The 23578-nt window shown below is 70.5% G+C and carries 23 protein-coding genes and 1 tRNA gene; 19 read left to right on the plus strand and 5 right to left on the minus strand.

Annotated elements, in window-relative coordinates; genetic code table 11:
- Positions 1 to 22: 22 nt before the first annotated feature.
- Positions 23 to 820, minus strand: coding sequence for an IclR family transcriptional regulator (locus ACP7BP_RS06350; protein ID WP_426243598.1), 798 nt, complete (start codon positions 818 to 820; stop codon positions 23 to 25).
- Between the two features lie 206 nt (positions 821 to 1026).
- Positions 1027 to 1956 carry a VOC family protein gene (locus ACP7BP_RS06355; RefSeq protein WP_426243600.1) on the minus strand — a complete coding sequence of 310 codons (930 nt, stop codon included), beginning with the start codon at positions 1954 to 1956 and terminating at the stop codon, positions 1027 to 1029.
- A 194-nt stretch (positions 1957 to 2150) separates the two neighbouring features.
- Here ACP7BP_RS06355 and ACP7BP_RS06360 point away from each other — a divergent pair, with 194 nt between their 5' ends.
- From ACP7BP_RS06360 to ACP7BP_RS06445, 18 genes are all read left to right on the plus strand, one after another.
- Positions 2151 to 2984: an SDR family oxidoreductase gene (locus ACP7BP_RS06360; RefSeq protein ID WP_426243602.1), complete on the plus strand. Its 834-nt coding sequence runs from the start codon at positions 2151 to 2153 to the stop codon at positions 2982 to 2984.
- Positions 2977 to 4263 carry an NADH-ubiquinone oxidoreductase-F iron-sulfur binding region domain-containing protein gene (locus ACP7BP_RS06365; protein ID WP_426243604.1) on the plus strand — a complete coding sequence of 429 codons (1287 nt, stop codon included), beginning with the start codon at positions 2977 to 2979 and terminating at the stop codon, positions 4261 to 4263. The genes ACP7BP_RS06360 and ACP7BP_RS06365 overlap by 8 nt, the downstream gene beginning before the upstream one ends.
- A gap of 26 nt (positions 4264 to 4289) precedes the next feature.
- On the plus strand, positions 4290 to 4484 hold the full coding sequence (locus ACP7BP_RS06370) for a ferredoxin (protein WP_426243606.1): 195 nt from the start codon (positions 4290 to 4292) through the stop codon (positions 4482 to 4484).
- Between the two features lie 50 nt (positions 4485 to 4534).
- Positions 4535 to 5554 (plus strand): dihydrodipicolinate synthase family protein, encoded by a 1020-nt coding sequence (locus ACP7BP_RS06375; protein WP_426243608.1) that lies wholly within the window; start codon positions 4535 to 4537, stop codon positions 5552 to 5554.
- Entirely contained in the window at positions 5551 to 6543 is a 993-nt protein-coding gene (locus tag ACP7BP_RS06380) for an ornithine cyclodeaminase (protein ID WP_426243610.1), read from the plus strand. The genes ACP7BP_RS06375 and ACP7BP_RS06380 overlap by 4 nt, the downstream gene beginning before the upstream one ends.
- A gap of 11 nt (positions 6544 to 6554) precedes the next feature.
- Positions 6555 to 7988 (plus strand): NAD-dependent succinate-semialdehyde dehydrogenase, encoded by a 1434-nt coding sequence (locus ACP7BP_RS06385; RefSeq protein WP_426243612.1) that lies wholly within the window; start codon positions 6555 to 6557, stop codon positions 7986 to 7988.
- Positions 7989 to 8415: 427 nt separating this feature from the next.
- Complete coding sequence (locus ACP7BP_RS06390; protein WP_426243614.1) at positions 8416 to 9378, plus strand: ABC transporter substrate-binding protein; 963 nt, start codon at positions 8416 to 8418, stop codon at positions 9376 to 9378.
- A gap of 82 nt (positions 9379 to 9460) precedes the next feature.
- Positions 9461 to 10252, plus strand: a complete 792-nt coding sequence (locus ACP7BP_RS06395; protein WP_426243616.1) for an ABC transporter permease — start codon at positions 9461 to 9463, stop codon at positions 10250 to 10252.
- Positions 10249 to 11166: an ABC transporter permease gene (locus ACP7BP_RS06400; RefSeq protein WP_426243618.1), complete on the plus strand. Its 918-nt coding sequence runs from the start codon at positions 10249 to 10251 to the stop codon at positions 11164 to 11166. The genes ACP7BP_RS06395 and ACP7BP_RS06400 overlap by 4 nt, the downstream gene beginning before the upstream one ends.
- On the plus strand, positions 11159 to 11977 hold the full coding sequence (locus ACP7BP_RS06405; RefSeq protein WP_426243620.1) for an ABC transporter ATP-binding protein: 819 nt from the start codon (positions 11159 to 11161) through the stop codon (positions 11975 to 11977). Before ACP7BP_RS06400 ends, ACP7BP_RS06405 begins: the two co-directional genes overlap by 8 nt.
- Entirely contained in the window at positions 11974 to 13320 is a 1347-nt protein-coding gene (locus ACP7BP_RS06410; RefSeq protein WP_426243622.1) for an aromatic ring-hydroxylating oxygenase subunit alpha, read from the plus strand. The genes ACP7BP_RS06405 and ACP7BP_RS06410 overlap by 4 nt, the downstream gene beginning before the upstream one ends.
- 1 nt (position 13321) lies before the next feature.
- The gene (locus ACP7BP_RS06415) at positions 13322 to 13834 is read left to right on the plus strand and encodes an aromatic-ring-hydroxylating dioxygenase subunit beta (protein ID WP_426243624.1); all 513 of its coding nucleotides are present in this window, start codon (positions 13322 to 13324) and stop codon (positions 13832 to 13834) included.
- A gap of 21 nt (positions 13835 to 13855) precedes the next feature.
- On the plus strand, positions 13856 to 14128 hold the full coding sequence (locus ACP7BP_RS06420; RefSeq protein ID WP_426243626.1) for a hypothetical protein: 273 nt from the start codon (positions 13856 to 13858) through the stop codon (positions 14126 to 14128).
- The gene (locus tag ACP7BP_RS06425) at positions 14125 to 14997 is read left to right on the plus strand and encodes an FAD binding domain-containing protein (protein ID WP_426243628.1); all 873 of its coding nucleotides are present in this window, start codon (positions 14125 to 14127) and stop codon (positions 14995 to 14997) included. Before ACP7BP_RS06420 ends, ACP7BP_RS06425 begins: the two co-directional genes overlap by 4 nt.
- Positions 14994 to 15476, plus strand: a complete 483-nt coding sequence (locus ACP7BP_RS06430; protein WP_426243630.1) for a (2Fe-2S)-binding protein — start codon at positions 14994 to 14996, stop codon at positions 15474 to 15476. Before ACP7BP_RS06425 ends, ACP7BP_RS06430 begins: the two co-directional genes overlap by 4 nt.
- Positions 15466 to 17847, plus strand: a complete 2382-nt coding sequence (locus ACP7BP_RS06435; RefSeq protein WP_426243632.1) for a xanthine dehydrogenase family protein molybdopterin-binding subunit — start codon at positions 15466 to 15468, stop codon at positions 17845 to 17847. Before ACP7BP_RS06430 ends, ACP7BP_RS06435 begins: the two co-directional genes overlap by 11 nt.
- Positions 17844 to 18392: a hypothetical protein gene (locus tag ACP7BP_RS06440; protein WP_426243634.1), complete on the plus strand. Its 549-nt coding sequence runs from the start codon at positions 17844 to 17846 to the stop codon at positions 18390 to 18392. Before ACP7BP_RS06435 ends, ACP7BP_RS06440 begins: the two co-directional genes overlap by 4 nt.
- On the plus strand, positions 18389 to 19003 hold the full coding sequence (locus ACP7BP_RS06445) for a thiamine pyrophosphate-dependent enzyme (protein WP_426243636.1): 615 nt from the start codon (positions 18389 to 18391) through the stop codon (positions 19001 to 19003). Before ACP7BP_RS06440 ends, ACP7BP_RS06445 begins: the two co-directional genes overlap by 4 nt.
- Before the next feature lie 15 nt (positions 19004 to 19018).
- On the opposite strand, the gene ACP7BP_RS06450 is transcribed toward ACP7BP_RS06445, so the two are convergent.
- Positions 19019 to 19921, minus strand: a complete 903-nt coding sequence (locus ACP7BP_RS06450) for a LysR family transcriptional regulator (RefSeq protein ID WP_426243638.1) — start codon at positions 19919 to 19921, stop codon at positions 19019 to 19021.
- 116 nt (positions 19922 to 20037) lie between these two features.
- Positions 20038 to 22131 carry an ice-binding family protein gene (locus ACP7BP_RS06455; RefSeq protein WP_426243640.1) on the minus strand — a complete coding sequence of 698 codons (2094 nt, stop codon included), beginning with the start codon at positions 22129 to 22131 and terminating at the stop codon, positions 20038 to 20040.
- Positions 22132 to 22396: 265 nt separating this feature from the next.
- On the opposite strand from ACP7BP_RS06455, the gene ACP7BP_RS06460 reads away from it, so the two are divergent.
- On the plus strand, positions 22397 to 23410 hold the full coding sequence (locus tag ACP7BP_RS06460) for a class I SAM-dependent methyltransferase (RefSeq protein ID WP_426243642.1): 1014 nt from the start codon (positions 22397 to 22399) through the stop codon (positions 23408 to 23410).
- A 31-nt stretch (positions 23411 to 23441) separates the two neighbouring features.
- Here ACP7BP_RS06460 and ACP7BP_RS06465 read toward each other — a convergent pair.
- Positions 23442 to 23517: transfer RNA gene (locus tag ACP7BP_RS06465), tRNA-Lys, on the minus strand.
- Between the last annotated feature and the right edge of the window lie 61 nt (positions 23518 to 23578).

The following is a 23578-nucleotide window of genomic DNA, read 5'->3' on the forward strand; positions in this document are numbered from 1 at the left end:
GTGGGACCGGCGACCGTGGGTCTCAGGTCGCGTAGGAGGCGCGCCAGCCGAGCGCCTCGGAGATGCGCACCGCGGTGTCGCGCAGGAGGCGCAGCTGCTCGGCGCGCTGGTCGGTGTCGTCGAAGATCGCCAGTGGGAGAACGCTGGTCAGCGCGGCGACGACCTCGCCGTGCTTGCGGCGCAGCGGCACCGACAGCGACCCGTTGTCGTCCTGCAGCTCCGCCCGGGACGCGGCGAAGCCGTGCTCGCGCACCTCGTTGAGCCGCTCCCTGAGGGCGGCCGGGTCCGTGGTGGTGCGGGGACTGACCTGCTGCAGGGGACGTGCGAGGTAGGTCTCGACGAAGTCATCCGGCGCATGGGCGAGCAGCACCAGCCCGAAGGAGGCGGCGTGCAGCGGGAGTCGGTACTGCTCCCGGATCCGGGTGACCGTGGCGGCCTGGGAGTTCTGCTCCGCGAAGAGCGTGACCGTGTTCGGCCCGCTGCGCTCGGTGACCTTGAGCAGCCCGGGGATCTGGGGGAGCGCCTGCTCGAGGTGGCCGAGGCCGACGCCGAGGACGGCGTGGTCGCGGATGTAGGTGGTCGCGAGGCTCCACATCATCGGACCGATGGAGTACTCGCCCGTGTCGGGATCGCGCTGGAGCATGCCCTCCTCGGTGAGCACCCGCACCGACCTGTAGATCGTCGCCCAGGGCTTGTCGAGCTCGCGCGACAGGTCAGTCGGGCGCATCGGCCGGTCCGCCAGCACCCGCATGATCAGGGTGCTCCGCGAGAGGGACTTCACGTGCGGGCCCTTGGGCTGGGCGGGTGTCGTATCAGTCATCAGCGATCCGTCCTGTCCGTTCACGTCGCGACCCGGGACGCCTGGAGGCCCGATGCGCGGAAGGATCGGGCCCGAGGTCGCTCGCCGCGCGGTCAGGGTAGCCGCAATATGAGCAGTTGGTCGAGTCAATCAGGCGGATGCGACCGGAGGCCCGGCCCTTCCTCGAGGGAGGCCGCCGGCGCGTGAGCCGTCCGGGAAATACTGCGTCAGACCGGCGACGTAGTCCACAGCCCCTGGTCGGGGTCGTTGAACTGCGCGGGGATCATGACCTCGGTGATGGGGTTCGCCGTCCCCCACTGGTCGGAGTTCTCGTCGTTGATCTCGAAGACGCGGGGCACCCAGGTCTGCTCGTCCGGGATGGTCTCGAGCTCGGTGGTGTACTCCATGATGTTGCCGTTGGGATCGAAGAAGTACGAGAACGTGTTGTCGCCCGGTCCGTGGCGACCCGGCCCCCAGACGATGTCGTGCCCGCTGCGGAGCAGCCGCCCGGTGCCTCGCATGTACTCGTCGATGCCCCGCATCTCGAACGAGATGTGGTTGAGGGAGACGTGCGGTCCTCGCGCGATCGCGAGGATGTGGTGATCCGCGCCGCTGCGGAGGAAGCACATCTGGTCCGCGAGCCAGTCGGAGAGCCGCAGGCCCATCAGCTGCTCGTAGAACCGCTTGGTGGCGGGGACGTCGGTGCTGTTGAAGACGACGTGGCTCAGCTTCCGAGGAATGGACTCGCCGGGCTCGAGCGGGCGAGCGGGCCGTTCGGCGACGTCGCTCGACACCTCGATCAGCCGGCCGTCGGGGTCGAAGAAACGGAATCCGTAGCCGCCACCGGGCGTGCCCAGCGTGTCGGGGGCGCGGTCCAAGGTGACCCCACCCGCGGCCAGTCGCTCGGCGAGGGTGTCGACGTCGGCCCGGTTCGCGGCGCCGAACGCGACGAGGTCGAGCCGCTTCGACGCGTCCTTGCGGACCCGCAGGATGTAGCTCTCCGGCGACGCCGGCGAGCCGAAGAAGGCGATGCCGCCGTCCTCGTCGACCTGGGTCAGTCCCCACGTGGTCCGGTAGAACTCGGACGCCGCGGCGAAGTCGGGGGCGGCGATCCCGACGTGGCGCAGGTGGGTGATCAGGCTTCTGGGCGTGGTCATGGTGCTCCTTCAGTTGGTCGTGACCCTAGGTAGGCCACGCGCGGGCAGTCCACCAACGCGTGGTGATGCCGCTCATCGGCCGCGTCGATACCGAGCCGGGTCCGGGTTGCTTGACACCCTCGCCGAGCCGATGCGAGCATTAAGTTCACAATGCGAGCATAGTGTTCGCAATGTTCGTGGGAGGAGCGGTCACCGTGGAGGAGCCAGGCCACGCCGTCCAGGACGTCCAGAGCGCTCACGAGCTCGCTGGCCGGGTCGTGGTGCTCACCGGCGCCGCCTCGGGCATCGGCCTCGCCCTGTCCCACGCCCTGCGTGGCTTCGGCTGTCATGTGGTCGAGCTCGACCGCACCCCGCTCGAAGCGGCTGAGTCGCCCGCGGACGAGCGCGCCGCTGCAGGCGAGCACCACCGCGTGGTCGGCGACGTGACCGACCCGGACGCGAACCAGCGCGCCGTCGAGCTGGCCGTGCGTGAGTACGGCGCCCTTCACGCCTTCATCGGGAACGCCGGTGTCCACGACGGCGGGTCCCGGATCCAGGACCTCGAGCCTGCCGACATGCGCGACCTCGCCAGGACGGTCCTCGATGTCAACGTGGTGGGCTACCTGGTGGGTGCGTGTGCCGCAGCGGATGCGGTGGTCGCCGCAGGCGGAGTCATGGTCTTCACGCTGTCCGACGCGTCGTACGTCGTCTCCGGCAACGGGGCGGGCGTGGCCTACGCGGCATCCAAGCACGCGGCTCTCGGCGCGGTCCGGTCGATCGCCGCCCAGCTCGCACCCGACGTCCGGGTCAACGCGGTCGCCCCCGGAGGCGTCGTCACGCCGCTGAGCCGGGTGTCGCCGACCCGGGAGCTGAACAGGGTCTACGAGGACGTCGACCGCGTGGTCGCCGACATCCGCAACCTCAACCCGCTCCGGACGATCCTCAGCCCCGAGGATCTCGTCTCCCACTACGTCTTCCTGCTGACGAGCCAGAGCGCCGGGCTCACGGGTCACGTGCTGCGTCCCGACGGAGGACTCTCCGTTGCTTGACGAGCTCGTGGCCGACGGAAGGACCGTCGAGGTGGTGCCCTCCGACGACTCCTGGGCCGAACCTGGCCTGCTCGGGCAGCCGGGGCCGCGAGAGGATCTCACCAGGTTCCGCGCCGGGCACCCCGTGCTGCCCGCCCCCTCGGCAGCCGCACTGGTCGACCTGCTCAGGGCCTCCGACCTGCGCGGCCGAGGAGGAGCGGGGTTCCCCGCCTGGCGCAAGGTCGAGACGGTCGCCGCAGGTGCCGCCCTCGGTCCGGTCGCCGTGGTCGCGAACGGCGAGGAGGGCGAGCCCGCCAGCGCCAAGGACCGCTACCTGCTACGACGCCGGCCGCACCTCGTGCTGGAGGGCCTGGCCGTCGTCCGCGACGCGCTCGGCGCGACCTCGTCGACCGTGTACCTGTCCGATCCAGGCTCGGAGCACGCCGTACGCCGGGCCCTGATCGAGCGGGACGACGCCCAGACGCGCCTGTTCATGGCACCCCGCCGTTACGTGAGCGGGGAGGAGACCGCCGTCGTCCGAGCGCTCGACGGCGGCCCGGCGCTGCCGGTCCAGAAGCCGCCACGACCCTTCGAGAGTGGGGTCGGCGGTCTGCCCACCGCCGTCATGAACGTCGAGACCCTGGCCAGGGTCGCGCAGCTGTGGCACGCCGGCTCGCGGGGTCCCGGCGGGCTGGAGTCTGCGAGCCGCTTCCTGCTGACCCTGGTGGGTCCCGAACGCGCCGTCCTGGTCGAGGCGGACAGCCACCAGCGCCTGCGCGACGTCATCGACACGACGCTGGACCTCGGGAGCCTGGAGGGCGCGCCGATCCTGGCCGGAGGGTTCTTCTCGGGCTTCATGCCACCCGGCGCGCTCGACGTCCCCCTGGGGTTCGACGAGCTGCACGATGCCGGAACCGGGCTGGGCTGCGGGTCGTTCCTCGTCCTCCCCGGCAGCTGCCCGGTCGACGTCGCCACCGACGTGCTCGGCTTCTTCGACCGCGAGAACGCCCACCAGTGCGGCTCCTGCTTCAAGGGCACCGCCGCGATGCATCAGGCGCTCGGGCGACTCGGTGCCGGCACCCCCACCGAGGACGACCGCTCCAACCTGGCCCGGTGGTCGCAGATGCTCCCCGGCCGGGGGTCGTGCGCCGCCCTCGACGGTGCCGCGGCTGTCGTCGGGAGCCTCCTGGCTCACTTCGGCGACGTCGTCGACCGCCACCTCCACGAGTCCTGCGGCCTGTGCCTCTCCGGCGCCGGCCTTCCCGCCAACGACACCCGGTTCCGGGTCTCGGTGCCCTGAACCCAACGACGAAGAGAGGTGCCGACATGAAGGTGCTGGTCGACTCCACCAAGTGCGAGGCCTACGGGACCTGCGCAGAGATCGCCCCGGAGGTCTTCGAGCTCGACGACTTCGGCTACGCGGCCGCGCTCGCCGACGGCGTCGTGCCCGCCGAGCACGAGGACGTGGCTCGCAAGGCGCTCGAGGCCTGCCCGGTCAGGGCCATCAGAACCGTCGACTGACGAACCGTCCCAGATGGGCTCCTGCCCACGACCAGAGAAAGTGAGCCCCCGTGGCCAAGTACAAAGCTGGTGAGGCCCGGTCCTGGGCGCTCGAGCACCTCCGAGGCGTCACCGGATGCGTGATGCCGTCGTTCACGGCCGACATGTCCGGCCTGAACGAGGCCGGCATCGTGCACGACATCCAGCGCGAGAGAGAGCTCGGCTTCAGCGGATTCCTCATCGTCGCCGAGTGCGGGACCACGCCCGTGGAGCTGCGACGCTTCATCGACCTCTCGGTCGCAGAGAGCGGCGACATGGTCACCGTCCTCCAGGCCGCCGAGCCGACGGTCGAGGCGAACGTGGACCTCATCCGCTACGCCGCGGACGCGGGCGTCGACCTGGTCATGCCGTCGTACCCGATCGGGTTCTACCCCCAGCAGGGTGAGGAGGTGGTCGCGTACACGAAGGCGCTCGCCGACGCGAGCCACCTCGGGCTCATCGTCTTCGCGATGAACCTGTGGAACTTCGAGCGGCTGCACCCCTCGGGCTTCGCCGTGGACTGGCTCGAGCAGCTGGTCGAAGGATCGCCGAACGTCGTCGCCATCAAGAACGAGGTGGCCGAGCCGGGCGTGGCCGGCATCTCCGACGTCTTCCGCCGGTTCTCCGACCGGGTCCTGGTCGCAGACCCGCTCGAGATGAACTCGCCCGCTTGGACGAGCCTGTACGGCATGCCGTGGATGGGCACCTCGAACTACGAGTACTTCGGCGCCGAGGTGCCGAGGTACTTCGACCTCCTCCAGGATCCCGAGCGCTACGACGAGGCGATGGAGATCTACTGGCGCATCCACCCGGCTCGGCAGGCGACCGGTTCGCTGATGAAGGAGGCGAACGGCGGCACGGTGTTCGTGCACCGCATGCTGTGGAAGTACCAGGGATGGCTTCAGGGCTTCAACGGCGGTCCGGTCCGCCCGCCGCACATGCGGCTCCTCGACCGTCAGATGCGCACCCTGCGTGCGGCCGCCGTCGCGAGCGGCATGGACGTCACCGACGAGCCCGACACCGAGTTCTTCCGCGGTCGGTGCCCTTCATGATCGAGGCCGACCTGACCAAGGTCCGGGTCGTGACCGCGTCAGAGGTGCTCCGCTACGGCACGGCCGACCTCGCGCTCACCGCCGCCCGCGTGGCCGCCGACGTCCGCCGCCAGCCCGACTCGGCCGTCAAGCGGTTGAACCTGGCGCTGCCCGGTGGCTGGATGCGGGTGTTGGCGGCGACGCTGCCCTCTCTCGGGGTGTTCGGCTACAAGGAGTTCCACTACTCGCCCGGCGGCGTGCTGCGCTACGCGATCCACCTCTTCTCCACCGACGACGGGCGGCCGCTGGGTGTCGTCGACGCCTCCCTCATCACGACCATGAGGACGGCCGCGAGCGCGGCAGCCGCCGCGACGGCGTACCTCGGGGAGCCGGGGCGACCGCTGACGGTCGGCGTGATCGGCTCGGGAGCCGAGGCGCGGGCGGGACTGCGGGCCCTCGCGAGCACGCTCCCGGTCAAGGTCGCGCACGTGACGAGCCGCCAGGAGGCCAACCGGGTCGCCTTCGCGGAGGAGATGAGCCAGGAGCTCGAGATCGCCGTGCTGCCGGTCGCGAGCCCAGAGGCGGCCGCGAACGACGTCGACGTCGTCTACCTGGCCACGGGCTCACGACACGTCGTCGTCGGGGCGGCCGATCTTGCCGACGTGCCGCTGGTGCTCTCGATCGGGTCCACCATGCCCGACCAGCGCGAGCTGCCCGGCGCCGTCCTGACCGGCGCGAGCGTGCTCGTCGTCGACACGCCCGACGTCCTCGAGGAGTCGGGCGACGCCCTCGAGGCCGTGGCCCTCGGACTGGACCGGTCCCGGGTCAGGACGCTGGGCGACTACATCGCCGAGCCCGGCGGCCAGGCAGCCGGGACGACGCTCTACAAGTCGATCGGCTCACCGGAGCAGGACCTCGTGCTGGCCAAGGCCATCATCGATGCCATGGATGCAGTCGGTGGCGACGGACGCGTCATCGAGAGCCTGACCGACATCAAGCGCAACCTCTGAGGAGATTCTGAATGCAGACCGGACTGTGGATCGGTGGACAGTGGCGCGGAACGCTCGGTGAGCACGGCGAGTTCGAGGTGATCGACCCGGCGACCATGGAGACCCTCGGGCACGTCGCTGACGGCTCCGTCGAGGACATGGCGGCCGCGATCGACGCCGCCGACAGCGTCCACGAGACGTGGGCCGAGACGCCGGCGCGCGAGCGGTCGGTCATCCTGCGGCGCGCCTGGGAGCTGATGACCGAGGAGGCCGAGGACATCGCGCGGCTGATCGTCCGCGAGAACGGCAAGGCGCTGCCCGACGCTCGCAACGAGGTCGCCTACGCGGCCGAGTTCTTCCGATGGTTCGGCGAGGAGGCCGTGCGCGGACACGGCGACATGCGGCGATCCCCGAACGGCCAGAACTGGATCATGGTCACCGAGGAGCCGATCGGCATCTCGCTGCTCATCACGCCGTGGAACTATCCCGCCGCGATGGCGACCCGGAAGATCGCCCCGGCCCTGGCCGCGGGCTGCACCGCGGTGCTGAAGCCGGCCGCCGAGACCCCGCTCACCGCACTGGCGATCGCCGACCTCCTCGCCCGCGCGGGCCTGCCCGACGGCGTGCTCAACATCGTCTGCACGCGACGGGCCGGCGAGCTGGTCGAGCACGCACTGGGCGACCCGCGGGTCCGGGCTCTCTCCTTCACGGGCTCGACCGAGGTCGGGCGCACGCTGCTGTCCGTGGCCGCCCGCAACGTCGTCCGCACGTCCATGGAGCTCGGGGGCAATGCGCCGTTCGTCGTCCTCGACGATGCGGATCTCGATGCGGCGGTGGACGGCCTGATGGTCGCGAAGCTGCGCAACGGCGGCTCGGCGTGCACGGCCGCGAACCGGATCTACGTGTCCGATCGGGTGGCCGACGACTTCGTGGCCGCGTTCAGCGAGCGGATGGGGGCCGTGCGTCATGGCAACGGCCTCGACGAGGGCGTCGAGCTCGGGCCGCTCGTGAACCTGGCGACCCAGCAGAAGGTGGCCGACCTCGTGGACGCTGCTGTCGGAGCGGGCGCGACGGTCTCCGTGGGCGGCGGGTCGGAAGGGCTGCCCGGGTACTCCTACCGGGCCACGGTGCTCACGGACGTCAGGCCGGACGCCGACATCCTGCGGCACGAGATCTTCGGCCCGGTCGCCCCGATCGTCCGGTTCAAGGACGATGCGGAGGCCGTGGCCCTGGCCAACGACAGCGAGTTCGGCCTCATCTCCTACCTCTACACGCGGGACCTCGACCGAGGTCTGGCGGTGTCACGGCGGCTCAAGTCCGGCATGGTCGGGCTGAATCGCGGTGTCGTCTCCGACCCGGCAGCGCCGTTCGGCGGGGTCAAGCAGTCCGGGATCGGACGCGAGGGGGCCGCCGAGGGCATGCGCGAGTTCCTGGAGATGAAATACACCGCCATTCCCTACCGGTGACAGCCGGCCGTCGACCAGTCGGGCGCCCGCTGCCCTGACCACTGGGCCGCGGACGGCCGAGAGACCCTCCGTGCGCCTGTGACAGGCGGGCGCGGCAGCGCTGCGCCCGCAGTGCTGCCCCTGCGCGACGGCACCGCTGCACGCACGCCCCAGGTCTCTCACTTGGGACGGGCGGTGGGTATCCGCGACGCCTCATGGCGGCCGACCGTGGCGCCTTGTCTGCTGATGCACCCGAGGCCATGACAAATCTCCGGCAGGCAGGCACTCAGCGCCGGCGAAACCCTTGACATCGCGTCTGTGAATTGTGAACATCACAGTCACAATGCGATCAAGACATCCGAATCGAGCCGATCATCGTCACACTGATCGGATCGCGGGCACCGGCACGGGTCTTGGCTGCGTCACCCTTGATCGAAAGGCACGCACGATGCGTATTCCCCTGACCGCGGCGGCCGCCGCCGCCCTGGTGCTGCTGCTCGCCGGCTGCTCCGACTCCGGCGACGAGGCGAACGCCGACACCAGCGGCTCCGGGCTCGAGAAGACCGAGCTGAAGGTCGGCGTTCTCCCACTCGCCGACTACGCGGCCGTCTACTGGGCCAAGGACCACGGCTTTTTCGAGGACGCCGGTCTCGACGTCACCCTCGAGCCGATCGCCGGCGGCCCGGTGGGCATCCAGAGCGCGGTGGCGGGCGACATCGACTGCAGCTTCGCGAACACGATCGCAACGCTCGTGGCGCAGGACGGCGGCGTGCCGGTCGACATGGTCGCGCTGTCCTCCGCGCTGGGTGACCAGAGCAACGTCATCATGGTGGCCGACGACTCGCCCATCAAGACGATCGAGGACCTGGACGGTGCGACGATCGGCGTCAACACCACCAACAACGTCGGCGACGTCGCCTTCTACAACCTTCTCGACGACGAGGGCATCGACATCGACGTCGACTTCGTCGAGGTCCCGTTCGGCGAGATGATCGACGGCGTCAAGGCCGGTTCGATCGACGCCACGCACACGCCCGAGCCCTTCCGCTCGGCCGCTCTCGGAGCGGGCCTCCGTGAGGTGGTCGACCTGACCACAGGCCCCAACAAGGCGCTGCCGGCCGCAGCCTTCGTCTGTGGCTCGCGATTCGTCGACGAGAACCCGAAGACCACGAAGGCGTTCGCCGAGGCCATCTACGCCGCCGGCGGCGACCTCGCGGCCAACGAGGACGAGCTGCGCGACTGGCTGCCCGGCATCGCCGACGTCCCGGCGGAGGTCGCTGCGAACATGAAGCTCCCGACGTACTTCGACGCTCCCAACCCCGACGAGGTCGGGCGCCTGGCGGACCTCCTGGCCGGCCAGAACCTGATCGGCGACGACTACGACGTGGACGCGCACTTCTACCAGCCGTGACGCAGCGGGGGCGGGCGAGGACTCAGGGTCCTCGCCCGCCACCCGCAGGACAGCCGACGGCCATCACGAGAGGGATAGCAGGATGAAGCTGCTACACGACCCGTACAGCGGCAGGACCGAGTTCGGGCTCGGCCTGCTGGGCGTGCTCGGTAGCGCCCTGGTCGCCGAGGTCGTGCTGCGGTCCGGGATCATCGACGTCCCGGGCCTGCCCGTGCCCAGCCAGGTGGCGGACGGCGTCGTCTCCCTGCTTCAAGACGGCGTCTTCTGGGAGGCCATCAGGTTCACCCTCGTCGAGTGGATGCTCGGCCTGGCCATCGCGGCGATCGTAGGCGTCGTCCTGGGTGGGCTCATGGGTGCCTTCACCCATGTCTTCCTGGCGTTCGAGTGGCCGGTCGAGGCCTTCCGGGTCCTGCCGTCCGTGGCGGTCGGCCCGATCCTCGTCGTCCTCATCGGTCAGGGGATGCTGCCGCTGTCGCTCACCGTCGCGCTCTCGTGCCTGTGGCCGATCCTGCTCAACACGCTGTACGGCGTGCGCGGTGTCGACACGACCGCGGTGATGACGGCGAAGACCCTCGGCGTCAGCGACCTGGGCGTGCTCTGCCTGATCAAGATCCCCAGCGCCCTCCCGTTCGCCTTCACCGGAGTGCGGATCGCTGCCTCGATCGGCCTGCTGGTGGCTGTCAGCGCCGAGCTGCTGATGGGCAACGGGTCGGGCATCGGTGGCTACATCCTCCAGAACACCGCCAACGCCACGAGCCTGGACCTCGTCTACGCCGCGACCGTGGTGGCGGGGCTGCTGGGTGTGGTCGTGAACGTCGCGATGGCCAAGATCGACGGCATCGCGTTCGGTTGGAAGAAGGGACTGGCTCAGTGACGGAAGGTCCCTCCAAGACAGTGGTGCGCTCGTCCCCCGACGCCGTCGAGGTCGACAGTCCCGCTCGGCCGCCGAAGCGGCCGGCGGAGACCCGTGCCGCCGACCGCGGTCGCCCCGTCCGAGCTCTTCGGGCAGCGGGGCTGCGCCTCGTCGTGCCGGTGATCCTGGTGGCGTTGTGGTGGTGGGCCTCGACCGTCCCCGACCTGCAGCTCTACGTCGTCGACCCGCTCACCGCAGTGCGGCAGTTCTTCAGCGACTTCTTCACGACGGACGCCTCACGACTCTTCCTCGGCGACGCGACGTACGACGACATGATCCCCAGCGTCCTGCGTGCCCTGGGAGGCCTTGCGCTCGCGATCGTGGTCGGGGTGGTCTTCGGCACGGCGATCGGGGTGTCCCGGCTCCTCGCGGCGATGACGCAACCGCTCATCCACCTCGGCAGGTCGCTGCCCTCGCCGGCCCTGCTGGGCGTGTTCTTCTTCCTGTTCGGGACGGGGGACTGGCCGAAGGTGCTCCTCATCGCCTTCAGCATCGTCTGGCCGATCCTCTTCAACACCGTCGACGGTGTGGCGTCGATCGGACAGGTGCGGGCGCAGGCGGCCCAGATCTTCCGGATCCGCGACCGCGACGTGCTGCTCAGGGTCATCCTTCCGGGCGCCTCGCCCAAGATCTTCGCCGGCATCAGGACCTCGCTGTCGCTGTCGCTGATCCTGATGATCATCTCCGAGCTCCAGAAGTCCGAGAACGGGCTCGGCTACCGGCTCGTCCAGTCGCAGCGAGTGTTCGACTACGGCGCGTTCTGGTCGGTCCTGGTGATGCTGGTGGTCCTGGGACTGATCTTCAACCTGGTTTTCAAACTGATCGAGCGACGAGTGCTCGCCTGGCACAGAGGAGCGACGGAGCAACATGACTGACGAGGTTCTCAACTCCGGGGACCCGGAGCTCCTGCTGGCCGGCGTCTCGCGTCGGTACGGGGACGTCCTGGCCGTTCGCAGCATCGATGCCGAGATCCCTGCCCACAAGATCAGCGTGATCGTCGGTCCCTCGGGCTGTGGCAAGACCACGCTCCTGCGGATGATCTCGGGCCTGGACCTGCCCAGCGACGGCGAGGTCCGCTTCGAAGGCAAGCCCGTCAAGGGTGTCCCCGAGGGCCTGGCCATGGTGTTCCAGGACTACTCCCGCTCGCTCTACCCGTGGATGCGGGTCGAGAAGAACATCGCCTTCCCCATCCGCCGGCTGCCGGCCGCCGAACGGGCGGAGCGGGTCAGGTACGCCATCGCGGAGGTCGGCCTCGCCGGCAAGGAGACGCTCTATCCCTGGCAGATGTCAGGTGGCATGCAGCAGCGGGTCGCCATCGCCCGGGCGCTCGCGTCGCACCCGAGGCTGCTGCTCATGGACGAGCCGTTCGCGTCGGTGGACGCGCAGACCCGGGCGGACCTCGAGGACCTCCTGATGCGCATCCAGTCGGAGCTCGGCATCACCGTGCTGGTGGTCACCCACGACATCGACGAGTCGGTCTACCTCGCCGACCGGATCTTCGTGCTGTCGAAGCCGCCGAGCGTCGTGGCCGAGGTCATCGACGTCGACCTGGCCCGCCCGCGCGACCACATCTCGACCAAGACACATCCCGACTTCATCAGGATCCGCAGCCACGTGACGGCGCTGCTGCGCCGGCCGGACGCCGTGGCCACCGCCGGTCTCCTGAGCGAGGGAGGGCAACCGTGACGACCGTCGACGACAGCCCGTCCACTCCCCTCGGAGGCACCGTGAGCTCCTCGACCGGCAACGGCGCGGCCGCCGCGCCGACCCAGTCCTTCTCCGTCCCGCGGCGCTACTTCGCCGACTCGTCCGACTGGGAGAGCGAGCTCGAGCGGATCTTCCGGCACAGCTGGCTCTTCGTGGCCCACGAGAGCGAGATCCCCGAGCCCGGCGACTACGTGACCCGGCTGATGGGGACCGACCAGGTCATCGTGTCCCGCACGGAGTCCGGCGACGTGCGCACCATGCTGAACTCCTGCACGCACCGGGGCACGCTGCTCTGCAAGGCCGACGTCGGGAACGCCTCGCACTTCCGGTGCGGCTACCACGGCTGGACCTTCGCCAACGACGGCAAGCTGACCGGCGTCCCGCGCTACCGCGAGCTGTACGGCGCGGACTTCGACAAGGCGTCGTTCAACCTGCGCGCGGCGCGCACGGAGTCCTTCCACGGGCTGCTCTTCGCGACGTTCGACGCCGACCAGGTGTCGCTGCGCGACTACCTCGGCGACATGGCGTTCTACCTCGAGTGCTTCCTCGGGGTCTCCGCCGCCGGGACGGAGGCACCGTACGGCGCGTTCCGGTTCCTCCACCAGGGCAACTGGAAGCTCGAGGCCGACAACTTCTCCGGCGACGGCTACCACCTACGCCACGCCCACCGAGCCGGGTTCGACCTGGGGCTGATGGGGAGCCAGGCAGGCTCGACCGAGGGCGTCTGCATCCAGTTCGAGCACGGGCACACCATCAGGGCCCAGCGCACGGCCGGCGTGGAGGAGATCGCGTTCCCCGGCTACCCCGAGGAGCGCTGGCCCGAGATCCGCTCGCAGCTCTCGCCGGCCCAGGTCGAGATGTTCGCGAACTCGACCGTGATGCACGGGACCATCTTCCCCAACCTGTCCTTCCTGCACACGCCCCGCGCCGGTGGGTTCGACCCCGGCGACGTCGACGCAGCCATGGTCCAGCTGAGGGTCTTCAACCCGGTCGGTCCCGACACCACCGACGAGCTCTGCTGGCTCGTCGCCCCCACCGACTACGCGGAGGACTGGAAGGAGTCGGCGTTCAAGACCATGCAGCGCCAGCACGGTGCCACCGCGTTCTTCGAGAGCGACGACATGGAGAACTTCCGCCGGATGCTGCAGGTGAACAGCGGCGTCGAGACCCGCGCGCGGGTGGCCGCGAACTTCGACCTGGCCCACGACCACGCGCCCTACGAGGCCTGGTTCGACGGCCCCGGGAACATCGTCGGATCGGACATCTCCGAGGTGAACCAGCGGTGGTTCTACCAGCACTACCTCGACCTGATGGAGGGCTGACATGACTGCCTTCGTGGACCCTTCCTCGCCGGAGGGCGCGGTGGTCGAGTTCATCTACCACGAGACCCACCTGCTCAACTCCGACCGCTACGCCGAGTGGATCCAGCTCCTCGGTGAGGAGTTCGAGTACCGCATGCCCAACCCGCAGCTCCGCGACGACCCGCGCGCCGCGCCGTACAGCGACAAGTCGCTGCTGTCGTGGGAGTCGATCCACTCGCTCCGGCTCCGCTTCGACCGGCTGGCGAGCGAGTTCGCGTGGGCGGACCGGCCGCCGGCCTTCCACCGGCGCCACCTCACCGCCGTGCGCGTCGAGGCCCTCGCCGACGGAGAGACCTGGAACGTCTCGTGCGACGAGCTCGTGGCGCGATCACGCACGCCCGAGCCGCCGCAGCTGGTCTCGGCCCTGCGCGAGGACGTCGTCCAGCGCGTCGGCGGGGACCTGCGGCTGGCGCGTCGCACGGTCTTCCTCGACGTGGACCGCCCCGACCTCGCGCAGATCGCCCTCCTCTTCTAGACCCGACTCGAAGGAATCCGTGTGAACGAGAGCGACGTCATCGCGCAGCTGGTCAACGAGTACGCGGCGGTCACGGTGCGGCTCGACCGGGCGTCCGCCGGTCCGCGCCTGCTGCTGCAGGCAGAGCGCACCGGCGATCAGGTCGCCCTCGACCCGGTCGTCCTGGAGGCCCTGGCCTCGCTGGACCGCCGCTCGCTGAGCCGCCTCGTCGAGGCGTTCAGCGAGACGGGCTCGGCAGGCTCGGCCCTCCCGCCGGAGGAGTCGCCGGACGCCGACGGCGACCAGGCGCCATGAGCCACGCCCGCCCCGGCTCGGTGGACGAGCTGCTGGAGCTGCGGGCCCGGCACCCGGACTGGCGGATCGTCGCCGGCGGCACCGACCTGATGGTCGAGGTGAACTTCGGGCGGTCGCGGCCCGCCGGGCTCATCGACGTGAGCGCGGTCGACGGTCTCGACGCGCTCGTGTGTGACTCCGACGGTGTCCGGATCGGCGCCGGGGTGACCTTCGCCCGGCTCGAACGCGACCCACGGAGCCAGCTCGCCGGCCTGGCGACGGCGGCGCGCGCTGTGGCGTCACCGCAGATCAGATCGGTGGCGACGCTCGGGGGCAACATGGCCACGGCATCGCCCGCGGGCGACGCGCACCCGATCCTGCTGGCCGGCGACGCCGTCGTGGAGGTGTGCTCGGTGCGGGGCCGGCGTGAGGTGCCGTACGCCGACTTCTTCGTCTCGCCGGGTCACAGCGTGCTGGAGGCCGACGAGGTCATCTGGTCCGCGCACCTGCCCGTCAGCGACGCCTCCAGCCAGCACTTCAGCAAGGTCGGATCCAGGAACGCGATGGTGATCGCCGTGGCATCGGTCGGACTGGTCGTCGACTGGGGTCGCCGACGGGTCGGCGTGGGCCTGGGGTCCGTAGGCCCGCGGCCGACCAGGGCGCCCGTCGCCGAGGAGTTCCTCCAGCGGGTGCTGTGGCCGGAGGGTGCCGGTCGACCCGAGGTCTCCACCTCGGACATCGACGAGTTCGCCGAGCTGACGGGCGCGGCCGCCACGCCCATCGACGACGTACGCGGCACGGCTGACTACCGCCGGCACACGGTGCGGGTGATGGCGCGCCGCACCCTCACCTGGGCCATCCAGGAACGACGATCACGGGAGGACGCGTGAGGTTCAACGTCAACGGGCAGTCCGAGGATGTCGGCGGCGTGGAGCCGTGGGAGAGCCTGCTCTTCGTCCTCCGCGAGCGACTCGGTCTCTACGGCTCGAAGAATGCCTGCGAGCAGGGTGAGTGCGGCTCGTGCAGCATCTTCCTCGACGACGTGCTGGTCTGCTCCTGCCTCGTGCCGGCCGCGCGGGCCACGGGCCGCGAGGTGACGACGGTGGAGGGCCTCGACGACGACGCGCTGGCCACCTCCATCCGGGGAGCCATGCGCGACGGCGGCGCCGTCCAGTGCGGGTTCTGCACGCCGGGCTTCGTCGTGTCGGCGACCGCACTGCTCCGTCGAGACCCGGACGCCAGTCCCGCCGACCTGGCCGAGGGGCTCTCGGGCAACCTCTGCCGCTGCACCGGCTATCGCAAGATCCTCGAGGCCATCGGGACCGCCCAGCGGTGCCATGTCGCCGGGGGAGGCTCCTGTGAGCGTTGACATCGCTCCTCCCGCCGCCGGTCCGGACCTCCGGAGCTCCGCCGCCGGGATCGGGGCCTCCGTCCCGCGGCCCGACGGGGACCTCAAGGTGCGCGGACGCTTCGCGTTCTCGAGCGACCTGTGGGTCGAGGGGATGCTCTGGGGCGTCACCGTGCGGAGCCCGCATCCGCACGCCCGCATCCTCGGGATCGACATCGCGCGGGCCCAGGCGATGGAGGGGGTGCGCGCCGTGCTGCGCGCCGACGACATCCCGGGCGCGAACTCGTTCGGGCTGATCGTGCCCGACCAGCCCGTCCTGGCAGACGACGTCGTGCGCTTCGAGGGGGAGGCGGTCGCGCTCGTCGCGGCCGACACACCGGAGCAGGCCCGTCGGGCGGCCGCCGCAGTGGACGTCTCCTACGAGCCGCTGCCGGTGGTCCACCGGGTGCGCGACGCCCTGGCGGGCGACGTCCTGGTCCATCCCCAGGGCAACGTCGTCCGCGACCTGCGGATCCGGCGCGGCGAGCGGGAGCTGTCGGCGCCGGTGGTCGTGCGGGGCGAGTACCAGATCGGCATGCAGGACCAGGCGCCGCTGGGCACCGAGTCCGGTCTCGCACAATGCTTGCCGGACGGCGGTGTCGAGCTCTTCGCCAACACCCAGTGGCTGCACGCCGACCGCAACCAGCTGGCGTCGGTCCTGGCGTTGCCACCGTCGCAGATCCAGGTCCGGCTCGCCGGCATCGGCGGGGCCTTCGGTGCCCGGGAGGACCTGTCCCTCCAGGCGCACCTGTGCCTCCTGGCGCTCCGCACGGGCCGGCCGGTGAAGATGGTCTACTCGCGTGAGGAGTCGTTCTACGGCCACGTGCACCGCCACCCGGGCGTGCTCCGCTACGAGCACGGCGCGGACCTCGACGGGAGGCTCCGATACGTCCGGTGCTCGATCGAGCTGGACGGAGGCGCCTACGCCTCGACCTCGGCCCCCGTGGTGTCCAACACCGCTGCCTTCGCCGTGGGGCCCTACGCGTGCCCCACGGTCGACATCCAGGCGACCGTCGTCTACACCAACAACCCGCCCTGCGGTGCGATGCGGGGCTTCGGGGCGGTGCAGGCGGCGATCGGGCACGAGGCACAGATGGACCGCCTGGCCCGCGAGCTCGGCATGGACCCCCTCGAGCTGCGGCTGCTGAACGTGCTGGACGACGACGGCCTCATGCCCACGGGCCAGCGGGTGCCCGGCCCGGTGCCGGCCCGGCGCCTGCTGGAGGAGCTGCGCGACCTGCCCATGCCGCCGGAACGTGACTCGCACGACTCCGGCTCAGAGCGGCCCGGAGGCGCCGGCAACGTCACCCGGGGAGAGTCGGTCGTCCGCGGCGTCGGCTACGGCATCGGCTTCAAGGCGGGCGGCATGCCGGAGGGCGTCCGTGACTTCTCCACCGCCCGGGTCCGGGTGTCACGGCTCGCCGAGGGAGTCGTCGCCGAGGTGAAGACCGCCGCGTCGGAGGTCGGGCAGGGACTGGTCACCGTGGTCGCCCAGATCGTCCGCACCGAGCTCGGCATCGACGACGTGCTCGTGCTGGGCGCCGACTCGACGGTGGGATCGGCGGGCTCCTCCTCGGCCTCCCGCCAGACGTACATGACCGGCGGAGCGGTCAAGGCGGCGTGCGACGCCGTACGACTCGAGCTCCTGGAGCTGGCCCACGACCGCTTGGGCCACCGGTTCCCCGAGCTGCTCGAGTTCGGCCACGGCGTCTCATTCGAGGAGGGAGCGCTCGTCGACGAGCATGCCGAGCGGCTGTGCTCCCTGGCGGAGCTGCTCGAGGACACCGTGGTCGAGGAGGAGCGACGCTTCGAGCACCAGCCGACGACCGGGCTCGACGCCGACGGCCAGGGCGACCCCCACGTGCAGTTCATCTTCGCGGCGCACCGCGCTGTGGCCGACGTCGACCGCGAGAGCGGGCTGAGCAGGCTCGTCGAGCTCGCGGTCGCCCAGGACGTGGGGCGGGCGATCAACCCGCAGGCGGTGGAGGGCCAGATGGAGGGTGGGAGTGCGCAGGGCATCGGCCTGGCGATGATGGAGGAGATGCAGCTCTCCGAGGGACGGCTGCTGAACCCCTCCTTCACCGACTACCTGATCCCGACGGTGCTCGACGTCCCCCCGATGCGGCTGAAGATCCTGGAGTTCCCGGACCCTGCCGCGCCGTACGGCATCAAGGGAGCCGGGGAGCCGGCGACCATCTCGTCGACCCCGGCCGTCGTGGCCGCCCTCCGCGAGGCCTCCGGCCGCGAGCTGGTGAGGGTGCCTGTCCGGCCCTGGGACCTCGTCCCCGAACTGTCCGAGGCGCCGCCCCTGGCGGGGTCGAGCCCACACCCGAGAGACAACGAGAGAGCGTGACGATGTCGCACGAGCAGTCAGTAGGAACCGATGCGGTTCCTCGCTACGCCGAGGAGTTCGTGGAAGCCCTGAGAGAGGCAGGCGTGTCGCTGGTCGGCACCCTGCCCGAGTCCCACCTCAAGTCGGTCTACGTCGCGATCGACCGCGACCCGGCCATCGACCTGGTCCGGGTCAGCAACGAGGCGGACCTGCCGGGCATCGTCGCCGGCGCCTACCTCGGCGGCGTACGCGCCCTGATGATCATGGAGAACTCCGGCCTGCGGCAGGCGTGCGAGCCGATCGCGCGGTTCGCGTTCGCCCACCACGTGCCGCTGGTGATAGTGGTGAGCTATCGGGGCGACTTCGGCGAGCCGAACTGGTGGGGCCACAACCATGCACAGGTCATGGGCCCCCTGCTGGAGGCGCTGCGCATCCCGATGCGGGTAGTGGACCGGATCGACGACCTCAAGCCGATGGTGCGCAAGGCCTTCGACCACGCGGGCGCGAGCCAGTGGCCCGTCTGCCTGGTCCTGACCGGCGAGTGCACGGAAGGTGGTGCCGCATGAAGCGCATCGACGCGCTGCGGGTGATCGCTGGTCTCACGACGCCCGAGGACCTGTTCATCTCGTCGGTGGGAGGGCTCATCGACGACTGGTGGAACGTCCGGCCCGGCCAGGTGGACAACACGATGTCCCTCAGCATCCTCGGCTCCGTGAGCTCCACCGCTCTCGGTCTCGCCCTGGCCCTGCCGCATCGCCGGGTCGTCGCCCTGGAGACCGACGGATCGGTGCTCATGAACCTGGGCGCGGTCGCGACCCTGGCGACCCGGCGGCCTCCCAACCTGACCGTCGTCGTCCTCGACAACGGGCTCTATGAGTGCATCGGATCGGCCCCGACCCTCACGAGTGCAGGCGTCGACCTGGCGGCCATCGCCGCCGGGGCGGGCTGTGCGCACGCGGTGGCGGTGCATGACGAGGCCGAGCTGGGACGCGAGGTCGCCACGTCCCTGGACGCGGAGGACCTCGGGTACGTCGTCGCACGCATCGAGCCCGGCATGGAGTCGTGGCCGCCGGAGCAGCGCAGGTACACCGACGGCGTCGAGGACAAGTACCGGTTCGTCCGGTACGTCGAGAAGCTCGAGGGCCGTCGGATCCACGGCGGTGCACCGCACGTGTGACAGGGCGGCGGCCGGTCAGAGCGCGTCGGCGACGGCGTAGATCTCCTGCCTTAGCCAGCGGATGCTCGGGTCCGCCTCGCGACGCGGGCTCCAGAACAGGCACTCGTCGATCGTTTGCAGGGGCAGGGGCGGCTCGACCATCCGGATCCTGGCCCACCGGAGCTCGCGGACCAGGCGTTCGAGGGTGAGCATGATGAGGCCGGTGCCCGCGACGAAGAAGGGCGCCAGCAGAGCCGTCTGGGTGCTCAGCTCCGCCGCGGGGGGATGGCTCAGGCCGGTCAGCTGACGGTCACCCAGGGCGGGCAGCTCGCGGTCGCCCGTCGCGAGCCGCCGGTGACGAGCCAGCTGCTCCAAGGTGAGGTGGTCCCCGATGCTGGTGTCGTCGGCGTCCACGGCGAAGACGTAGCGGTCCTGGAACAGCAGCCGCTGCTGCAGGTCGCTCTCCGGTGGGACCACCTCGCGTGGCAGGACGGCCACGTCTACCTGGTCCTGTCGCAGCAGAGCCTCGAAGTCGGGGGTGACCGGACGGACGACGACCCGCAGGTCGGGGGCGCTCACCGAGAGGCGCTGCACGAGCGGCCGGAGCAGGATGAGTCCCACGTAGTCGCTGGCCATGATCGTGAGGGTGCGCCGATCGGTGCCGGGATCGAAGGTCTGCGGGGCCGAGAGCACCGCCTCGATCGCCCGGATCGCCTCCTCGACCGGCTGGACGAGGGACTGTCCGAGCGCGGTCGGAGTCAGCTCCCCTCCGGCCCGCACCAGCAGTGGGTCGTCGAACAGCTTCCGGAGCCGGTTGAGCGTGGCGCTCATGGCGGGCTGGCCCACCGACAGCCTGGCGGCCGCCCGCGTGACACTCTTCTCGGACAGCAGTGCCTCGAGGGCCACGAGCAGGTTGAGATCGACGCTGCTGAGGTTCACCTCGGCCACCTCGACCTGGAGGACGCTGAGGCTACGGGGACGGCGTTCATGACCACGCAGATCCTAGTGCCCTGCTCGTCGTCCTCTGCGGAAGCGAGTGACAGCCAGGACCAGCCTCAGTCTCCGGTGCCGAGGTGGCTGGGCGGTCGGGCCGTGCGGCCGGCCATCCGCACGACGGCGGCCACCGTGTCCCTCGTCGCCTGGGCGTGGGAGGAGGTGGCGCGGACCTCGAAGGTACGCCGGTCGCCGGCGCCGGCCGCCTTGGTCCTGGTGACCCTGACGACCAGCACGGCAGCCGCTCCAGGCCCCAACAGGTCGGTCAGGTAGGTGCCGGCGGTGACTGCGGAGGTCACGTTCTCGCCCCCGGCCGTGTAGGTCACCGTGAAGTCCCGGCTCCTCGGCGTACCGCGCAGCTCCAGCCGGTCGGCCGTGTCACCCCGGTTGGTGACGCGGACCTCGAACGTGGCGCCACGGGCGGTGCGCCGCAGCTTCCTGGTCACCCGCTGCTCGGAGGCGACGTAGCTCCCGGCGCCCACGAAGCCTCCCGGGAGCCGACGGATCGCGGCGTCCGGCTGGTAGCGCGGTTGGGGTGCGGCCGGGGGCACCGGCGGGGCAGGAGGAAGTGGCGGGACGGGCGAGGGTGGCACGGGAGTGGGCGGGACCGGTGGAGCGGGCGGCTCCGGAGCCACTTGACCGACGGTGAGCGTCTGCGTCGCCGTGCCGGTGTTCTGAGCGGCGTCGGTGACCGAGGCCACCACCGTGTAGGAGCCCGCCGCGAGCGTGCTTGCGCTGACCCCCCACGCGCCGCCGCTGAGCACGGTGGCCTCCAGATTCTGAGCGCCGATGCTGACGCGAACCGTCGTACCGGCCTGTTCGGCGGTGGTGCCGTACGTCCACGGTGACGTGTCGTCCGTGGCCCGGGTCGCGCCGCCGTCGATCGTCACGACGGGCACGGTCACGTCCACGCTCAGGACCTGGTGCGCCGTAGCGGTGTTCTGCGCCGCGTCGGTGACAGATGCCGACACGCTGTGGGGTGCCTCCGCCATCGCGGCGGCGTCCACTCTCCAGCTGCCCCCGGCTGCGACCGACGTGGTCAGAGTCTGTCCGTCGGCGGCGACGGTCACCACGCTTCCGGCTGCTTCGTCCGTCGTTCCGGAGATCGTGGGCGTCGTGTCGTTGGTGGCTCGCCGCGCGCCTCCGTCGATCGTCACGGCGGGCGCTGTCACGTCCACGGTCAGGACCTGGCTGGCGGTGCCGACGTTGCGGGACGCGTCGGTGACAGAGGCCACCACGTCGTGTGCTCCTGTGGGCAGCGGCCCGGCGCTGACGCTCCAGCCCCCGCCGACCCCGACCGTCGAGCCCAGGGTCTGCCCGTCGACGGTCACGTGGACCGCCGTGCCGGCCGGCTCGTCGGTCGTGCCCTGGATCGACGGGGTCGTGTCGTTCGTGGACCGGGTGGGTCCGTCACCGATGGTCACGGCGGGGGCGACCAGGTCGTCGATGGGCTGGGTGAAGGGGCTGTTCGTCATGGTGACCGTGCCGGGACTGAGGGCGCGACCCTTCAGTGAGGCGCCGTCGCCGAGGGTGATCGGGCCTGCCCCGAGCAGGGTCCCGACGTACGTGGCGCCGGCGGCGAGCGTGACGGCCCCCGCCACCTGCCAGAAGACGTTGTTGGCCAGGGCACCGTCGGACAGCACCACCTTGCTGCCGGCTGCGGGGGAGAGCGCCGCACCGATCTGGAAGACGAAGACGGCGGACGAGTCGCCGTCGGCGTCGAGGGTGATCGTGCCCGTGTTGGAGGAGGCGGCCGTGGAGGTGTAGACGCCAGGGAGGAAGGTCGTGCCGGCCAGGTCACCGGCGATCGTGGCGGTGCTGGTCTGGGTCCTGGCGTCCTCGTACGCCGCGGCCCGGGCGGACTGCGCCGCCTCGGCCGCGGCGTCCTTGTCGTGCAGCTCGCCGGCGTACGTGCCCAGCGGGAAGCCCGAGATGGCGCCGGTGGGGCTGAGCCCGAGGTCACCGGACAGCGCGGTGCCGGCGCCGGTGTTCGCGACGCCGGTGCCACCGAGCACCGAGTACGTCGCGGCGGAGCCCAGATCCACGAACGAGGCCCCGGCCAAGGGAGCCGCAGGCAGGGCGGCCCCGGCACCGGGGACAGTCGCGAGCTGACCGGCGACAAGCAACGCCGATGCTCCGACCGCCAGGCGCGCCATCCTGGTCGGTGTGACGATCCTGCGTGGACGTTGGGCTCGACTCATGGGGGAGGCCTTCAGTGGAGGCACCGCGATCGTTCATCTGGTCATCCGGATGAGCGAGTCTCGACGGTTGCCGGCATTTCGACCATACGCACCGATGTGCCATGCGTACTGGCTTCGCCGAAACGGGCCGCTCAGGAACGTGCAGCACTCGATCGCCGTACCCGCTGCCTGCCGCGCTCCCGCCACTGCGCGCGGTCGGTCTGCCGTAGCCTCAGGCCCCGTGGCTGACATCACGGAGACGCTCAGGTCCAGGCTGCCCACCTCGGTGCGGCGCCGCCTCGGGAAGGTCAAGCGGCGCGTGCTCCGCCAGCCGGGGCCGCCGGCCCCCGAGCCGTCGCCGGCGGTGGTCACGCCGGAGCCGCCGCAGCGGTCTCGCCTCGAGACCCGTCGCGACATGGTGTTCGCCAGCGCGAAGCGAGACGGCCTCTTCCTGGAGATCGGACCGGCGCACAACGCGATCCTGCCGAAGCGCGACGGCTTCAACACCCAGACCGTGGACTACCTCGACCGCGCCGGACTCGTCGACAAGTACAGCGAGTTCGCGCACTACGACCCGGAGAGCATCGAGGAGGTCGACCACGTCCTCCCACCCGACGGCTCGATGCTCAAGGAGATCGACGAGCGGTTCGACCTCGTCCTGGCCTCGCACGTCCTGGAGCACACCACCTCGCTGATCGACTTCCTCAACGAGTGCACGCCGCTGCTCGCCGGCGACGGGGTGCTCGCGCTGGTGGTCCCGGACCACCGCTACTGCTTCGACCGGTTCCGTGAGCGGTCGTCACTCGGCCGTGTCATCGACACCTCGCTCAACCCGCCCCGGGTGCACACCGTCGGCACCCTCACCGAGTTCGCGATCAACGCGGTCCGGCACCGTGGCACGGGATCGTGGTCCGCGGGCCACAAGGGCAGGTACCGGCTGATCCACGACCTCGACCAGGTCAGGGAGCACGCCGCGATGGCCGAGGGCGAGGAGTACGTCGACGTCCACAACTGGATCTTCTCGCCGAACCATCTCCGGCTGATGCTCAAGGACCTCCACGACCTCGGCTACATCACGCTGCGGGAGTGCTTCTTCCACGAGACCATCGGCCACGAGTTCTTCCTGAACCTCAAGGTCGACGGCCCCGGCCCAAAGCTGACCCGCGAGGAGCTGCTCGCGCTGGCCGACGCGGAGCGCCGAGTGGACAGGCCGGTGTTCGGCCCGAGGAAGACGGAAGACACGAAGACCCCCTGACCCGCGGTGTCCGCCGGTCAGGGGGTCTTGCTGGTACGCCATCAGGGACTCGAACCCCGAACCCGCTGATTAAGAGTCAGCTGCTCTGCCAATTGAGCTAATGGCGCGTGCTGTGAAGCGACCGCAACGGTACCAGCGGCCGACCAGCGGGGGAAAATCGAGGGCTGC

This window comes from Nocardioides sp. LHG3406-4, assembly GCF_049897745.1.
In the GTDB taxonomy this organism is placed as follows: Bacteria; Actinomycetota; Actinomycetes; order Propionibacteriales; family Nocardioidaceae; genus Nocardioides.

Bases quoted from the DNA above. Each gene is read 5' to 3' on its own strand.
- ACP7BP_RS06350 (WP_426243598.1), bottom strand. From the start codon at position 820: ATGACTGATACGACACCCGCCCAGCCCAAGGGCCCGCACGTGAAGTCC.
- ACP7BP_RS06355 (WP_426243600.1), bottom strand. From the start codon at position 1,956: ATGACCACGCCCAGAAGCCTGATCACCCACCTGCGCCACGTCGGGATC.
- ACP7BP_RS06370 (WP_426243606.1), top strand. From the start codon at position 4,290: ATGAAGGTGCTGGTCGACTCCACCAAGTGCGAGGCCTACGGGACCTGC.
- ACP7BP_RS06380 (WP_426243610.1), top strand. From the start codon at position 5,551: ATGATCGAGGCCGACCTGACCAAGGTCCGGGTCGTGACCGCGTCAGAG.
- ACP7BP_RS06385 (WP_426243612.1), top strand. From the start codon at position 6,555: ATGCAGACCGGACTGTGGATCGGTGGACAGTGGCGCGGAACGCTCGGT.
- ACP7BP_RS06390 (WP_426243614.1), top strand. From the start codon at position 8,416: ATGCGTATTCCCCTGACCGCGGCGGCCGCCGCCGCCCTGGTGCTGCTG.
- ACP7BP_RS06395 (WP_426243616.1), top strand. From the start codon at position 9,461: ATGAAGCTGCTACACGACCCGTACAGCGGCAGGACCGAGTTCGGGCTC.
- ACP7BP_RS06405 (WP_426243620.1), top strand. From the start codon at position 11,159: ATGACTGACGAGGTTCTCAACTCCGGGGACCCGGAGCTCCTGCTGGCC.
- ACP7BP_RS06415 (WP_426243624.1), top strand. From the start codon at position 13,322: ATGACTGCCTTCGTGGACCCTTCCTCGCCGGAGGGCGCGGTGGTCGAG.
- ACP7BP_RS06425 (WP_426243628.1), top strand. From the start codon at position 14,125: ATGAGCCACGCCCGCCCCGGCTCGGTGGACGAGCTGCTGGAGCTGCGG.
- ACP7BP_RS06445 (WP_426243636.1), top strand. From the start codon at position 18,389: ATGAAGCGCATCGACGCGCTGCGGGTGATCGCTGGTCTCACGACGCCC.
- ACP7BP_RS06455 (WP_426243640.1), bottom strand. From the start codon at position 22,131: ATGGCGCGCCTGGCGGTCGGAGCATCGGCGTTGCTTGTCGCCGGTCAG.